We start from the raw sequence: 13,460 nt of genomic DNA, 5'->3' as shown, positions 1-13,460 counted from the left end.
GGTCGGACTCATGTCGTGCCCGGCCCAGGCGACACCGGCGACCTGCTACACAGCAGCACTTTCACGGCACCAGTGGGGAACCGCCTTCGAAGGAGCGGATTGATGAACGACTCGGCGCGGCAACACGGCACACCCGGACCCCCGACAGCTCGCGCCGACGGGCTGTCCACCTCACAGGATGACGGTCGCGCCGCCTACGACCGAGCGACCATCATCCTGATGGCTCTTGTCCCCTATACCGCGGCCACGTCCCGGCGGATCGTCGCTGACGCGGCTCGGTCCGCAGGAGCCGGCCCCGACGAGGTGGCCGCGGCCGTCCTCGCGATGCATGTCGGCGAGCCGGTGGCTCCGGCCGTGGACGAGGCCCCGCGCCGGGTCCTCGTCGATGCCCGGCCACTGCCGACCCCCGCGACCGCTTCATGGATGCCGCCCCGGCCGGACGTTCTGCGGCGGCACGTCACTCGCCTGCGGGCCGCCCGCCGCCGGGCCGTGGAGGCCCCCGACGACGCGGGTTTGCGCGGCGAATTGGAGAATGCCGCGTACACCTTCTGCATCCTCGTGGAGCAACGGAGCACGCATGGTGCGCTGCTGGCGGTCGAGGATCTGATTGCCGTCAAGCGGCTGGATGCCCCGGCAGACCGTCCGCCCCAACGAAGTGGTCAGGGCAGGGGTGTGCCGCCGGTGGCGTTGACGATCTCTCCGGTGATGTAGCTCGCCTGCGGCGAAGCCAGGAACACGTAGGCGGGCGCCATCTCGGCGGGCTGGGCGGGGCGGCCCAGGGGTGACTGCTCGCCGAACTTCGTCGCGTCGGGCATCGTCGCGGGGATCAGCGGTGTCCATACGGGCCCGGGTGCGACTGCGTTGACGCGGATGCCGCGCTCGGCGAGCATCTGGGCCAGTCCGTGGGTGAAGGAGATGATTGCCGACTTCGTCATCGCGTAATCGAGGAGGTGCGGGCTCGGCTGGTAGCCCTGTACGGAGGCGGTGTTGACGATCGAGCCGCCACGCGGCATGTGTTCCAGAGCCTTACGGGTCAGCCAGAACATCCCGTACAGGTTCGTCTTCATCACCCGGTCGAACTGCTCCGTGGTGATCGCCTCGATGCCGTCGGGCTGAGACATCTGATAGGCGGCGTTGTTGACGAGGAGGTCGATGCGCCCGAGTTTGTGCACGGCCCGGTCGATCAGAGCCTCGCACTGCTCCTCGTCACGGATGTCACATGCGACCGGTACGGCCTTGCGGCCTGCCGCGCGGATCAGGCGCGCCGTCTCGGCCGCCTCAGCCGCCTCTTCGGGCAGGTGGGTGAAGACGACGTCCGCACCCTCGCGGGCGAACGCCAGGCAGACGGCCCGACCGATGCCGGAATCGCCGCCGGTGACGACCGCCGCCCGGTCGACCAGTACGTCGTGGCCCTGGTAGGAGTCTTCGCCATGGTCGGGTCGTGGCTCCATCCGCTCCGTGGAGCCGGGATGGTCCTGCTCCTGGTCGGGAAAGGGCGGGCGCGGGTGGAGTGTCACCGGGTCGGGGACCCGGGGCTCTTCCTGAGGCATGGGATCTCCGTGGGTGCCTTCTCTGGCGGATCAGGGGGCTTCACATCACGGTCATGGTGTGCGCATCCGCACCTGCCCGCCATCTGACGGCGGCGGCCGGCCCTGCGCATGCGGCCTGAACGGTGCCGAAGAGGCGAGAGGCGTCTACGCCCACGCTCCGCAGCCGCAGCCGCAATCAGGCATGCCGGTGAGAGCGCCGGCCTCCGATGGCCAGGCGGTACAGGGCCAGGAGTATGACGGAGCCGATGATGGCGGCGATCCAGGTGGAGAGGTCGAAGAAGCCGTCGATGGAATCGACACCGAAGATGACCTTGCCGAGCCAGCCGCCGAGGAGGCCTCCGGCGATGCCGATGAGCATGGTGATGATGAGGCCGCCCGGGTCCTTGCCCGGCATGATCGCCTTGGCGATGAGGCCGGCGAACAGACCGATGAGAATCCACGCAATGATGCCCATGATGCGTCTCCTGCTTCGTGAGATGAGGCCGGGGTCAAGACGCTTCTTCACGCGGGTCGCGCTTTCAAACGTGCGCACCGCGCCGCGGGCCCCAGCGGCCGCAACGCGAGCACGACGGTGGTGGACCCCGCCGACACGTCCCTTCGGCAGCGCCGCCTCGAATGACAGGGACTGGGAGCATCAGGCGGCTCGCACCTCGCACGTCCGGGCCCGGCGGTCCGCCGCCGACGGATGACCACAGGCTGGATGGACGGGACGAGGGGCGGCGGCTTCCATGCCTCGCACGGCGCTCATCGTGATCGACATGCTCAACACCTACGCACACGAGGACGCCGAGGCCCTGGTCCCGTCCGTCCGTGAGGCGCTCCACGGGGTCACGGCACTGTTGAAGCACGCCCGGGCCGGCGACTCGCCCGTCACTATGTGAACGACGATTTCGGTGAATGGCGATCGCACCACGGCGAGATCCTGCGGGCTGCCCTCGACGGCCACCACCGTGACCTGGTGGAGCCGGTCGCGCCCGACGAGAACTCGCTCTTCGTCGTCAAGGCGCGGCACTCGATCTTCTACGAAACCCCTCTGGCCTACCTGTTGGGCCAACTGGGGACCGAGCGCGTGGTCCTGTGCGGGCAAGTGACCGAACAGTGCGTGATGTACTCGGCTCTGGACGCCCACATCCGGCACTTCGATGTCGTCGTGGCGGCCGACGCGGTCGCCCACATCGACGCCGACCTGGCCGAGGCAGCCCTGCGGATGATGCGTTGCAACATGTCGGCAGACATCTGCGCGGCGGACGACGTCACCTTCGATGCCCGGCGCGTGGAGTGACCAAAGCCGGTGAATGCGTCGCTCACCGGTGCAGCGGTTTCGGAGCGTTGCGGGGCCGCCGTCGGCGGCCCCCCGATGGCTACGGCCGGCCTGTCTCTCCGAGCTGCGCAGGAGGAGAGTGGAGGTGCGGGCACCTGCGCATCGGCATCGGCAGTCTGCCGGCACGAGGCGAGGATCAAAGGTGATGCGGTGGACAACCGGGACCGGGATACACGAGGGCGGCGCATGCTGGGGAGCCTGCTCGCGGCGAGCCACCTGATGCCGTTGGAACTCCTGCCGGCAAAGACGGCCGAACACGCGGCCGGGGTCGGTTTCACCCAGGTGCTGATCTACGTGGTCGATCTTCAGGGTGACGTGCTGCGTCTGCTGACCGGGGAGGGCTGGACGCCGGGCAGGGGGCGGTGGGGGAAGAGACGGAGCTGAAGATCGAGGGCACCGTGGCGGGGCGAGCCTTCCAGTACGGGCAGATCGTGGCCGGCGCCGAGACGGGTGGGGCGGGGAGCCACTGGTGGGTGCCGCTGCTGGACGGTACCGAACGCCTGGGCGTCCTGCGGATCACCACCATCCACGGCGATCAGCGGGCCCTGGAAGACATGGAGCTGCTGTCCGCCCTGCTCGCCCTGATCATCGACAGCAAGCGGCGCAGCAGTGACTCCTACGCCCGGTTGACGCGTGTCAAGCCGCTCGACGTCGCGGCGGAGATGCAGTGGCACCTGATGCCGCCGCCCACGTACGCGGACGGCCGCGTGATGATCGCCGCGGCGATGGAGCCGGCCTACAAGATCAGCGGCGACGCGTACGACTACGCGATCGCCGGACACCTGGTGCACTTGTCGCTGTTCGACGCGATGGGGCACGACACGGCCGCCGGACTGACCGCCAACCTGGCGATGGGCGCCTGCCGCAATGCGCGGCGCGCAGGTGCCGGGCTGGTGGAGACGAGCGAGAGGATCGAGGAGGTTCTGATCGAACAGTACGGTCAGACCCGCTATGCCACCGGTATCCTCGCCGACCTCGATACCCGCACCGGGGCCCTGACGTGGGTCAATCGGGGCCATCACCCCCCGGTGGTCATCCGCGGCGGCCGCTGGATCACCTTGCTGGACTGCCCGCCCGCCCACCCCATGGGCACCGCTCTCGGCCTTCCCGCACTCCTGTGCCGGGACCAGTTGGAACCCGGTGACCGTCTGGTGCTCTACACGGACGGCATCACCGAGGCCCGCCGGGGCGGCAACGAGGAATTCGGCCTGCCCCGCTTCACCGACTTCCTCATCCGCCACCATGCTGCCGGCCTGCCCGTCCCCGAAACCCTGCGCCGCCTCATACACGCCGTTCTCGAACACCATGACGGCCACCTCCAGGACGACGCCACCGTGCTGTTCTGCGAATGGCTCGGTCCCGTCCCGCAGCCGACCGTGAGGGCCGCAGCCCTGGCCGGACTTCCGCCGACCGATGCCGGCGCAGGCCGAGCCACACCACAGGGAGCCGCCGGCCATCGCTGACCCACCGGGGACCCCAATGGGAAGCGGAGGAGGGTTTCGCGACAGCGCCTGTGGCGCATGGGACGCCAGTGCCGGGGCAGGCGACGCATCGGCGGCCGCCGGCCGCCCGTGACTGAGACGTGTGTGAAGGAGCGAGATCGTGCTGATGACTCACCCCGCGGTGCTGACACGTCTGGTGGAGGAGTACGAGAGGGAGTCGGAGCTCCGGGCCGCAGGCCCCCACGGGCCTGTACGGCAGCAGATGGAGGACGTGGTGTACACGCTGTGCGTGTCGACCGGCACACGTGACATAGATGCCGCGCTGGCCGCGGCGCGGGAGCGGCTGCACACGGCATGGCTCGGTGACGCGTACGACCCGGAGGTGGCGGCACAGGACGGTCGGACCTCGAGCGGTACGGCGGGATAGTCCGCCCGTGCCGTACCGGCCCCGTCGGGCCGGCACGGCGGCGGCGGGGTGGACTGGCCCCTTAGACGGCAGTGGCCAGTACGGCGTCGATCAGTTGCCGCTGGTCCTCGGTGAGGTACGGATCCTGTAATTCCACCAGCTTGCCGTCGACGCGGACGACATAGCGAAAGCCGTCGGGAACGGGTTCCTGCTCCGCGGGGCCCTCGGTACTGAGCGCGAGCTCGGCCAGCCGTTCCAGCTCGGGCCCGTCGGCGCGGCACTCCGTTTCGAGGGACGCCGTCTTCTCCCCGCCTGCGAGCCCGCCGGTGCGGGTAACGGTGATCAGCATGGTGTGGGACCTCCTTGAAGAGAACACCGCCTGGCTGTTCGGCCGGAGCCGGGCGCCCGGGAGCAGTGCATGGTTGTGGTCAGTCTTCGCCTGCCCGCAAAAGCCGCGCACGCTCCGCCCCGCATGCATCGAGCGCAGAATGTCCGAAAAGGGGCCTGCCGCACCCGTGCGTCCACAGCCACCCACCCGTCGGCGTGCCTGCCATGCGGCTCCGTCCCGCCTGAGGTGGACTTGAAGGAGCGAAGGGGCACGGATCGTCCTGCGGCAGCGGACGCGGAGGCTTGTGTGGCGCGTGATCGGATCGGACTGGCCGAGGTGCTGGCGGCGGCGCAGGATGCCGCGCCGGTGGACTCCCTCGACGTCGTCGCGCGCAATCTGCGGGACCGGTTCGGTGCGCGGTACGTCTCGTTCCTGTTCGTCGATGTCGTCGGCCGACGTCTCCTGCGCGTTCACGACACGGCGGCCTCCTACCGGGAGGAGCGCGCCGCCACAGGTCCCACTGGCCGGCAGCAGCGTCTACGACGAGGTCCTGCGCAGCCAGAAACCGGTGCTCGCACCGGAGGGCGAGCAGGGGCATCGGGTGCTCGCCCCTGTCACCAACCGGGGCGACACCATCGGCGTCCTGGAACTGTTCCTCGCCCACGTCACGCCGGATGTGCTGCAACAGGTCGAAGAGGCCGCGCAGGCGCTGGCTTACATCATCGTCACCGACCGCCGCTTCACCGACCTCTACCACTGGGGCAATCGCATCACCTCGGTCAGCCTGGCCGCGGAAATCCAGCGGCAGCTCCTGCCTTCGGCCCCCTCCTGCGAAGCTGCCGAGTTCGCCCTTGCCGGCGCCCTGGTCCCGGCCTCCGACATCGCCGGCGACACGTACGACTACAGCCTCGACACCGGCACCCTGCACCTGTCGATCACCGATGCCATGGGCCACGACGTCAATGCCTCGCTCATGGCCACCCTTCTGATCAACGCTTCCCGCGGCGCGCGCCGCGCGGGAACGGACCTTGCCGAACAGGCCCGCCAAACGCACCAGGCCCTCCTCGACCACGGACGCCACAACTTCGCCACCGGCCAACTGCTGCGCATCTCCCTGGACGGCAGCAGCGCCCGGCTCGTGAACGCCGGCCACCCCTGGCCCCTGCGGCTGCGCGACGGCGCCGTCGACGAACTGCGCCTGTCCGTGGACCTGCCCTTCGGCGTCACCCACCAAGGCTCCTAGCAGGTCCAAGACCTCGACCTGCGCCCCGGCGACCGCCTCGTTCTCTACACCGATGGCGTGCAGGAGCACGAAGCCGAAGCGGTCGACCTGGCCGGCCTCATCCTCAAGACGGCGACCGAGCATCCGCGCGAGGTCGTGCGCACGCTGGTCGCGGCGGTCACCGACGCCTACGACGGCCGCCGCCGAAGGACGATGCAACCGTCCTGTGCCTGGACTGGTACGGCCCGTCATCCGGAATCCGCCGCGCGGATACCTGAGCCGACGCCTGGCCCGGGAGCACCGCCAGGGGCTTTTGTCGGATTTGTTCTCATCGTTCGGGCAGGTGCGACGTAGAGCCCGCCGGAAGGAGGACGTATGGATGCACCCGTACTTGACCGGTCCCTGCCCTGCAGCGGGCAGCCCACGACATCGGCGCGCGACGCCACCCGAGCCTTCCTCCACCATGCCGCACGCATCCGGCCGCCCGCCGAACCAGGGAGCGACGACGCCGTGCTCCTGGTCGTCGGGGAGCTGGTCGCCAACGTCATGCGTCACACCCGCGGGCCCGCATCGCTCCACCTCGAACTGAACGGTGACCACGTCGACATCCGCGTCACCGACACCAGCCCCGACCCGCCCGAGCCGCGCCCGCCCCACCTCGACGGCACCGGCGGATGGGGATGGCAACTGATCAAGCACCTCACCACCGACGTGCACATCGAACCCACCCCCGACGGCGGCAAGACCATCTGCGCCTGCGCCCCCTGGTAGGGCCGGCGGTGTAAACGGGTTCTCAGTCGGCGAGGGCAACGAGCCTTCGGCGCTCGAGCTGGCTCGCACGCCTGGCCGTGAGGTGGACGTGAACGTCGGGGAGGAACTCCTTCAGGGCCGTGAACCCGTCCGTATAGGCCTGTTCTTGCTCGCCGGCGTCCGGCGGCATCCAGAAGATCAGGAGCCGTGCGTGCCTTCGCGTGCCCTCCGGGGTGGCGAAGGCCAGCTCGTGGACGATCAGCCGCGGCTCGTCCGCGGGCAGGGATTCCACCAGCTCGTCATGGGTCAGGTTTCCCTCCGTCTCCGGAAGCAGGACACCTTGGGTGCCCGCGTAGTGAAGGACCACCGTGTTGATCTCCCGCTGCTCCTTCATGTGCTGCAGGGCGGCAAGGGCGCCTTCGGAAAGGCCGGTCGGGCTGCTCACGGGGGAGAGATCAGGTGTGGAGGCGGCTGTTGACGCCGTCGTGGCCGTCGGCCTGTTCGTCGTCGAACCAGTAGTCGCCGACCGCGAGGTAGCGGAAGGAATGGGTGCTGTTGGCGGGGAGAGCGACGGTCGCGGCGCGGGTTCCGTCTCCCCGGGACGCCATCGGGTGGGCGGCAGGGTTCCAGTGGTTGAAGTCTCCGACGACGCTGACGGGCCCGTCCGGAGCGTTGTCGGGAAGGACGAAGGTGATCTGGGTACGACCCTTGACCTGCTTGCGTTCGAGCACGGAAAGACTCCAGCCACGAAGAAGGGGAACCGGTCCGTGCATCCTTGCGCTGCCGCGCACGCGCACGGCCGTGCAGGGCCATAGACCCGAGCGGAGGTCACCCGGGTGGCCGCCTGCCGCAGCGGCGGTCAGGGCCGACCCGGGGCTGCGGCTCCTGTGTGGTGGGGGCCGCAGCGGCAACCGGCGGCTGGGGTCAGCTGTGGTCGCTGCCGTAGTACTGGCCGAGTCGGCTGCGGTAATCGGCGTCGCCGCGGTGCTTGTCCTTGTCGTATTCGGGGGAGTCCTTGATCTGGTCCTTGGTGAGGTTGATGTGGATCTTCTCGTCGTTCGCGTCGACGCGGACGATGGTGCCGGCAGGGATCAGGACGTGCTTGCCGAAGATCCACGGACCGGTGTCGACGACGACGTACGAGGCGCCCACGTCCTCGGTGTGCTCGTCGACCTTGCCGATGTGGCCGTCACTGGCTTCGACCTTGAAGCCGATCAGGCGGGTCCCCGGCGTGTAGCTCGATCCGGGGCCATAACTCCACATGTCTGCACTCACGGGATGCTCCGCTTCTCAGTTGGGACCGGACGGGAATGTGCACGTCACCCTGCCCTCGTGGGCAGCCGTGTGACCGCTGCTCCGCCGGGCGGCACACGATGCTCACTCCAACGGCCCTGCACGTGCCGTGCGCCGGCCGGGGCCGCTCGGGTGGTGTGTGGGGAACGGGACGGATCCGCGGGCATACGTGGGGAGTCGTGATTCCTCCGTGAGGAGACGTGTGAAACCGATCCTCCTGCCCCGAGCGGGTGCGCTGCTGGGCCCGGCGATGGCAAGGGCCGCTCGTGCCGTCCTCTGCGCCGGTGGCGTGGCGGCGCTCCCCAGTGGGTGCGGGGCGTCAGCAGCCAGGGTGGACGGGGCGCGGGCCGCCGGTGAACGGTTCGAGCGAGCTCTGGCCTCCGGGGACCACGGGGCCGCCTGCCGCCTGCTGGCGCCCGAAACGCGGGGGCAACTGGAACAGGACCAGAAGAAGACGTGCGGGGTTGTCGCGGCCGGTTGCACCCCGCAGGGGGAACAGCAGCCCTACCGGTGCGTGCAGAAGGGCGACTGAGGATGCGCTTCCTCTTCGTGACCTGTCTCGTGGTGGTGGTGGGCGGGCTCGGCTACTTCATCGCTATCGGGGCGATGCAGCGATGAGTGACGACACGCACGGGAAACCGCGACGGAGCGGGTTCTGGCGGGACAACAGCCTCACCCTGGCGTTCGGGATCGCGTTCCTGCTGGTCCTGGCCGGGCAGGCCGTCGCCGGGCACGCCGAGTTCAACGACCAGCTCACCATCGACGGCCTCCAGCGGATCGGCCTGGGCGAGTACGTGACGACCTCCGACTTCGCCGTGGACGTCTCCGAGAACTGGCAGTCCGAGTTCCTGCAGTTCTTCCTCTACATCTTCGGCACCGTGTGGCTGGTCCAGCGCGGCTCACCCGAGTCCAAGCCGGTGGGCGCCGCCCACACGTCGACCGGCGTCGAGGGCTGACGCATCCGGCCCGCGTCGGCCCCGGCATCGGCAGCGCGGTCGTAGGGCCGGCGAGGAGAGCGACCGCTTAAGGGGCGCGCAGGTGGGCAGGTGCCCCCTATGGCGATCGCCTGTTCGGGCCGACTTGTCCATCGTCGGCCGAATTGGCACGGGAGTGTAGTGATGGCGTACGTGACCAGGTGCTCCACGAGGAGCGAGGCCCTGCGGGGGTGGCGCCCCCGAGGTGCCGTGCATGTGGGGGGTTCCCCGTGTGCGGGTTGAGCGGGGAGGTGCGTTTCGACAGTCGGCGACCGGACCTGGCTGCTGTCGAACGCATGACCGATATCTTGGAGCCGCGGGGGCCGGACGGCAGAGGGATGTGGTCGCAGGGCGCGGTGGCGCTCGGGCATCGGCGCCTGAAGATCATCGATCTCTCAGAGTGGGGCTCCCAGCCCATGACCGATGCGCAGCTGGGACTCACCGCGGTCTTCAACGGTTGCGTCTACAACTACCGCGAGTTGCGCGACCGCCTGGAAGCACTCGGTCATCGCTTTTTCTCCCGCTCCGACACCGAGGTGGTCGTCAAGGCGTACGCCGAGTGGGGCCGGGAGTGCGTCGAGTCCCTCATCGGCATGTTCGCCTTCGCCGTCGTCGAGCACCACACCGGCCGTGTGGTACTCGGCCGTGACCGGTTGGGAATCAAGCCCCTCTACATCACGCAGGACAGCGACCGGCTTCGCTTCGCTTCCTCCCTGCCCGCGCTGCTGGCGGGCGGAGGCGTCGACACGTCCCTCGACCCGGTGGCGCTGCACCAGTACCTGAGCTGGCACGGCACGGTCCCGGCGCCCCGGACCGTACTGGCCGGCGTACGGAAGATCCCGCCGGCCACCGTTCGCGTCGTGGAGCCGGACGGCACGCACCGTGACCACTGCTACTGGCAGCCGTCGTACACCCGGCACTCCGAGCTCGGCGAGGACCCGGCACTCTGGCAGGAGGCGGTGCACGACGCGCTGCGCACGGCGGTGCGGCGGCGCACGGTCGCGGACGTCCCCGTGGGCGTGCTGCTGTCGGGCGGGCTGGACTCCAGCCTGATCGTGGCGCTGCTCGCCGAGGCGGGGCAGGAGGGCCTTGCGACCTTCGCGATGGGCTTCGAGGCGGAGAACGGGGAGGACGGGGACGAGTTCCGGTATTCGGACCTGATCGCGCGGCGGTTCTCGACCGACCACCACCAGCTCATGATCCCGTCCGACCGGCTGCCGTCCGCGCTGGAAGCCGCGATCGGCGCCATGAGCGAGCCGATGGTCAGCCACGACGCGGTCGCGTTCCACATGCTGTCGGAACAGGTTTCCAAGGAGGTCAAGGTCGTCCTCTGCGGCCAGGGCGCGGACGAGGTGTTCGCCGGCTACCACTGGTACCCGCAGATCGCCTCGGCCGCCCGGCCGGATGCCGACGGGGCCTACGCGGACGCGTACTTCGACCGGACGCACGCCGAACTCACCGCCCTGCTGCACCCCGATTTCACCGCCGACCACGACGCGTCGATGGAGTTCGTCCGAGCGCACATGGCCGCACCGGGGGCCACGACCGCCCTCGATGCGGCCCTGCGCATGGACGTCCACGCGCTCATGCCCGACGACCCCGTCAAACGGGTCGACAACATGACGATGGCCTGGGGCTTGGAGGCCAGGGTGCCCTTCCTGGACCACGAGCTCGTCGAACTTGCCGCGGCCTGCCCTCCGCAGCTCAAACTCGCACAGGGCGGCAAGGCCGTGCTCAAGGACATCGGACGCAAGATCCTGCCCCTTGAAATCGTCGACCGACCGAAGGGCTACTTCCCGGTCCCCGCGGTCCGGCACACGGCAGAACCCGTGCTCGCCCGCGTACGCCGCGCCCTCACCGCCCCGGAAGCACGCCGGCGCGGCATCTTCGACCAGCGCCTGGTCCACGAGCTGCTCGAGGCGCCCAACCGCCATCGCACCAAACGCGGGGTCAGCACCCTCTGGCAGGTGGCGTCGTTGGAAATCTGGCTGCAGACGCACGGAATCAAGTGAGCGGTCGACGCCTGAAGCGGAAGCCCGGGAGAGGCGGCCCATGCCCCTGGAGCACACGAAACCCCTGAGGCACGCGCACGGAACGCCCCGTGTGGCAGCCGTTCCCCCCGTTGCCGGAGCTCGTCCGCCGGACCCGGTACCGGCCCCGGCGCCGGTCGCGATGCCCGCCCACCGCGGCGTCGACCCGCCGACCCTCCTGGCCGCCCACGGCTGTTGGTACCCGTCTGCTGACCCGACGGGCGAGCACGTGGCGTTCATCTGCGACCGGGCCGGGGTCCCCCAGCTGTGGAGCGGGCCCGCCCGGGGGACGGAGGTGCACGTGCTGGACGGCGATCCCGACCCGGTGACGGAGGTGTCCTGGTCGCCGGACGGGCGCTGGATCGCCTACACCTCGGCGCCGGGGGGAGGGGAGCACACCCGGGTTCTGGTGGTGCGCCCGGACGGCACCGGGCGTCAGGTGCTCGCGGGCGCGGAGCCGGGGAGTTCGGCGCACCTCGGGTGCTGGACGCGTGACGGCACCGCCCTCGCCGTCACGGTGGCCCATCCGTCCCCGGTGCGCTCGGAGCACGCCGGACCGGGACACCTGCCGTCGAAAGCGGAGGGTGCGTCGCCAACCGGCGGAAGGACTCGGGGCGCGACGTCGCCCGAACGCGACGGTCCCGCCCTCGGCCCGGCCCGCAGAGGTGGGCTGGCGGCCTATCTGATCGACCCGGACGCAGCCACCGCACCGATTCTGCTGTTCAGCGAGGAGGGAGCCGCCTCCCTCCGAGTCTGCGACGTGAGTGCGGACGGCCGCTTCGCGCTCGTCCGCCGCGGTCCGCGCGGCGGACGGGAGGCCCTCGTACTCGACATCGCTGCGGGCCGCACCAGCTTCGACCTGCACGTCGCCGACGGCGATCCCTGGATCGGCCGGTTCTCCGCCGACGCGCGGACGCTCTGGCTGCGCAGCGACGCGGAACGGGAGTTCGCAACCCTGCTGAGGGTACGTCTGGACGAGGAGGGCAGGTCCCGGGGACTCTTCGTCGCCGCCGAGCGGGAGGGTTCCGCCCTCGATCTGCTGAGCGTGCCCGACCACGGCCGGTGGGCCGTGCTCGCCTGGAACGCACACGGCGCGACCGAGCTGGAAACAGTGGGGCTCACCCCCGACCGTACGGACGATGCCATCGGACCGCGCCACCATCCCGTCCTGCCCCACGAGGTGGTGACCCGCATCGCGCCCGTGGAGCGCGGCGGGCTGTTCGCAGCCCTCTCGGGATCCCGGCGCAGGCCTGGCATCTGGGAACTGGACGAGGCCCTCGTCCCCTCGCGCACCAGCTGGTCGGCGCGGGACGAGGACGCGGTCCCGCCGGGGCGGCCTCCCGTACGTCCGGTGCCCCTGCGCTGCGAGGCCCGGGACGGGCTCGTACTCGGTGGCTGGTACTACCGTGCGCCGGAGCAGGACCCGGGCCGGCCGGCCCCGTGCGTCATCCACCTCCACGGCGGACCGGAGGAACAGGAACGACCCGTGTTCAATCCGCTCTACCACGAACTCCTCGGCAGGGGACTGGACGTGTTCGCCCCCGACGTCCGCGGCTCGTCCGGCTGGGGCCGCTCCTTCGTGGACGCCGACCTCGGCGCCGGCCGGTTCGCGGCGATCGACGACGTCGCAGACTGTGCGGCACACGTGGTCTCGCTCGGCTACGCCGACCCCCTGAGGCTCGGGGTGATGGGCCGCTCGTACGGCGGCTATCTCACCATGGCCTCCCTCGTGTGGCATCCGGACCTCTTCCGCGCCGGCGTCGCAGTCTGCGGTATGTCGGACTTCGCCACCTTCTTCGCCGGAACCGAGCCGTGGATCGCGCAGTCCGCCGCCGCCAAGTACGGGCACCCCGAACACGACCGGGAACTGCTGCGCTCCCTTTCCCCGATGAGCCGCATCGATCAACTCCGCGCCCCTGTGCTGGCCGTCCACGGGGAGCACGACACGAACGTGCCGCCGACGGAATCCGAGCAGTTCGTCCGCGCGGCACGCGACCGCAGCGTGCCGGCACGGCAGCTTACGCTGCGCAACGAAGGCCACGAATTCCTGCGGGCGGACAACCGGCGGCTCTACCGGCGCGCTGCCGCGGACTGGCTGGAGCGGCATCTCCGTCCGGCCCCGTGACGATGTCCGTTTTCGCCGA

Annotated in this window: 13 protein-coding genes and 3 pseudogenes; 10 read left to right on the top strand and 6 right to left on the bottom strand. The window is 70.0% G+C overall.

Annotated elements, in window-relative coordinates; genetic code table 11:
- The first annotated feature begins 102 nt into the window (after positions 1-102).
- Positions 103-711 (top strand): DUF5133 domain-containing protein, encoded by a 609-nt coding sequence (locus tag OG472_RS08485; protein WP_401604189.1) that lies wholly within the window; start codon positions 103-105, stop codon positions 709-711.
- Here the strand turns inward: OG472_RS08485 and OG472_RS08480 are convergent.
- Together OG472_RS08480 and OG472_RS08475 are read right to left on the bottom strand one after the other, a co-directional pair.
- Positions 660-1,550 (bottom strand): glucose 1-dehydrogenase, encoded by an 891-nt coding sequence (locus OG472_RS08480; protein WP_401604187.1) that lies wholly within the window; start codon positions 1,548-1,550, stop codon positions 660-662. The genes OG472_RS08485 and OG472_RS08480 overlap by 52 nt on opposite strands.
- A gap of 175 nt (positions 1,551-1,725) precedes the next feature.
- A complete protein-coding gene (locus OG472_RS08475) occupies positions 1,726-2,004 on the bottom strand; it encodes a GlsB/YeaQ/YmgE family stress response membrane protein (protein ID WP_401604184.1) in 279 nt (92 codons plus the stop codon).
- 274 nt (positions 2,005-2,278) lie between these two features.
- On the opposite strand from OG472_RS08475, the pseudogene OG472_RS08470 reads away from it, so the two are divergent.
- The 3 genes and pseudogenes from OG472_RS08470 (at position 2,279) to OG472_RS08460 (ending at position 4,740) form a co-directional block, all read left to right on the top strand.
- Positions 2,279-2,832, top strand: a pseudogene (locus tag OG472_RS08470) (isochorismatase family cysteine hydrolase).
- Between the two features lie 225 nt (positions 2,833-3,057).
- Positions 3,058-4,334 (top strand): annotated as a pseudogene (locus OG472_RS08465) (PP2C family protein-serine/threonine phosphatase).
- A gap of 145 nt (positions 4,335-4,479) precedes the next feature.
- Positions 4,480-4,740: a DUF5133 domain-containing protein gene (locus OG472_RS08460; protein WP_405834809.1), complete on the top strand. Its 261-nt coding sequence runs from the start codon at positions 4,480-4,482 to the stop codon at positions 4,738-4,740.
- Between the two features lie 61 nt (positions 4,741-4,801).
- Here the strand turns inward: OG472_RS08460 and OG472_RS08455 are convergent, their stop codons facing one another.
- Positions 4,802-5,521 carry a protealysin inhibitor emfourin gene (locus tag OG472_RS08455; protein ID WP_405828753.1) on the bottom strand — a complete coding sequence of 240 codons (720 nt, stop codon included), beginning with the start codon at positions 5,519-5,521 and terminating at the stop codon, positions 4,802-4,804.
- Between OG472_RS08455 and OG472_RS08450 the strand changes: the two are divergent.
- A pseudogene (locus tag OG472_RS08450) lies at positions 5,414-6,547 on the top strand (PP2C family protein-serine/threonine phosphatase). The gene OG472_RS08455 and the pseudogene OG472_RS08450 overlap by 108 nt on opposite strands.
- Positions 6,548-6,644: 97 nt before the next feature.
- Positions 6,645-7,040: an ATP-binding protein gene (locus OG472_RS08445; RefSeq protein ID WP_405828752.1), complete on the top strand. Its 396-nt coding sequence runs from the start codon at positions 6,645-6,647 to the stop codon at positions 7,038-7,040.
- A 22-nt stretch (positions 7,041-7,062) separates the two neighbouring features.
- Here the strand turns inward: OG472_RS08445 and OG472_RS08440 are convergent, their stop codons facing one another.
- The 3 genes from OG472_RS08440 to OG472_RS08430 form a co-directional block, all read right to left on the bottom strand.
- Positions 7,063-7,464, bottom strand: coding sequence for a cofilin family protein (locus tag OG472_RS08440; protein ID WP_401604176.1), 402 nt, complete (start codon positions 7,462-7,464; stop codon positions 7,063-7,065).
- A gap of 10 nt (positions 7,465-7,474) precedes the next feature.
- The gene (locus OG472_RS08435; RefSeq protein WP_405941239.1) at positions 7,475-7,750 is read right to left on the bottom strand and encodes an isoamylase early set domain-containing protein; all 276 of its coding nucleotides are present in this window, start codon (positions 7,748-7,750) and stop codon (positions 7,475-7,477) included.
- 193 nt (positions 7,751-7,943) lie between these two features.
- The gene (locus OG472_RS08430) at positions 7,944-8,294 is read right to left on the bottom strand and encodes a PRC-barrel domain-containing protein (RefSeq protein ID WP_401604171.1); all 351 of its coding nucleotides are present in this window, start codon (positions 8,292-8,294) and stop codon (positions 7,944-7,946) included.
- 220 nt (positions 8,295-8,514) lie between these two features.
- Between OG472_RS08430 and OG472_RS08425 the strand changes: the two genes are divergently transcribed.
- The 4 genes from OG472_RS08425 to OG472_RS08410 all read left to right on the top strand — a co-directional run bounded on the left by OG472_RS08425 (position 8,515) and on the right by OG472_RS08410 (position 13,441).
- Positions 8,515-8,844 carry a hypothetical protein gene (locus OG472_RS08425; RefSeq protein ID WP_405828750.1) on the top strand — a complete coding sequence of 110 codons (330 nt, stop codon included), beginning with the start codon at positions 8,515-8,517 and terminating at the stop codon, positions 8,842-8,844.
- An 82-nt stretch (positions 8,845-8,926) separates the two neighbouring features.
- A complete protein-coding gene (locus OG472_RS08420) occupies positions 8,927-9,268 on the top strand; it encodes a DUF6766 family protein (RefSeq protein ID WP_401604169.1) in 342 nt (113 codons plus the stop codon).
- A gap of 248 nt (positions 9,269-9,516) precedes the next feature.
- The gene (locus tag OG472_RS08415; protein ID WP_405828748.1) at positions 9,517-11,298 is read left to right on the top strand and encodes an N-acetylglutaminylglutamine amidotransferase; all 1,782 of its coding nucleotides are present in this window, start codon (positions 9,517-9,519) and stop codon (positions 11,296-11,298) included.
- A gap of 40 nt (positions 11,299-11,338) precedes the next feature.
- Positions 11,339-13,441 carry a S9 family peptidase gene (locus OG472_RS08410; protein ID WP_405828746.1) on the top strand — a complete coding sequence of 701 codons (2,103 nt, stop codon included), beginning with the start codon at positions 11,339-11,341 and terminating at the stop codon, positions 13,439-13,441.
- The last annotated feature ends 19 nt before the right edge of the window (positions 13,442-13,460 follow it).

This window comes from Streptomyces sp. NBC_00207, from assembly GCF_045160965.1.
Taxonomy (GTDB): domain Bacteria; phylum Actinomycetota; class Actinomycetes; order Streptomycetales; family Streptomycetaceae; genus Streptomyces.
The sequence above is the reverse complement of the archived record's forward strand: the minus strand, read 5'-3'. Positions and strand labels throughout refer to the sequence as shown.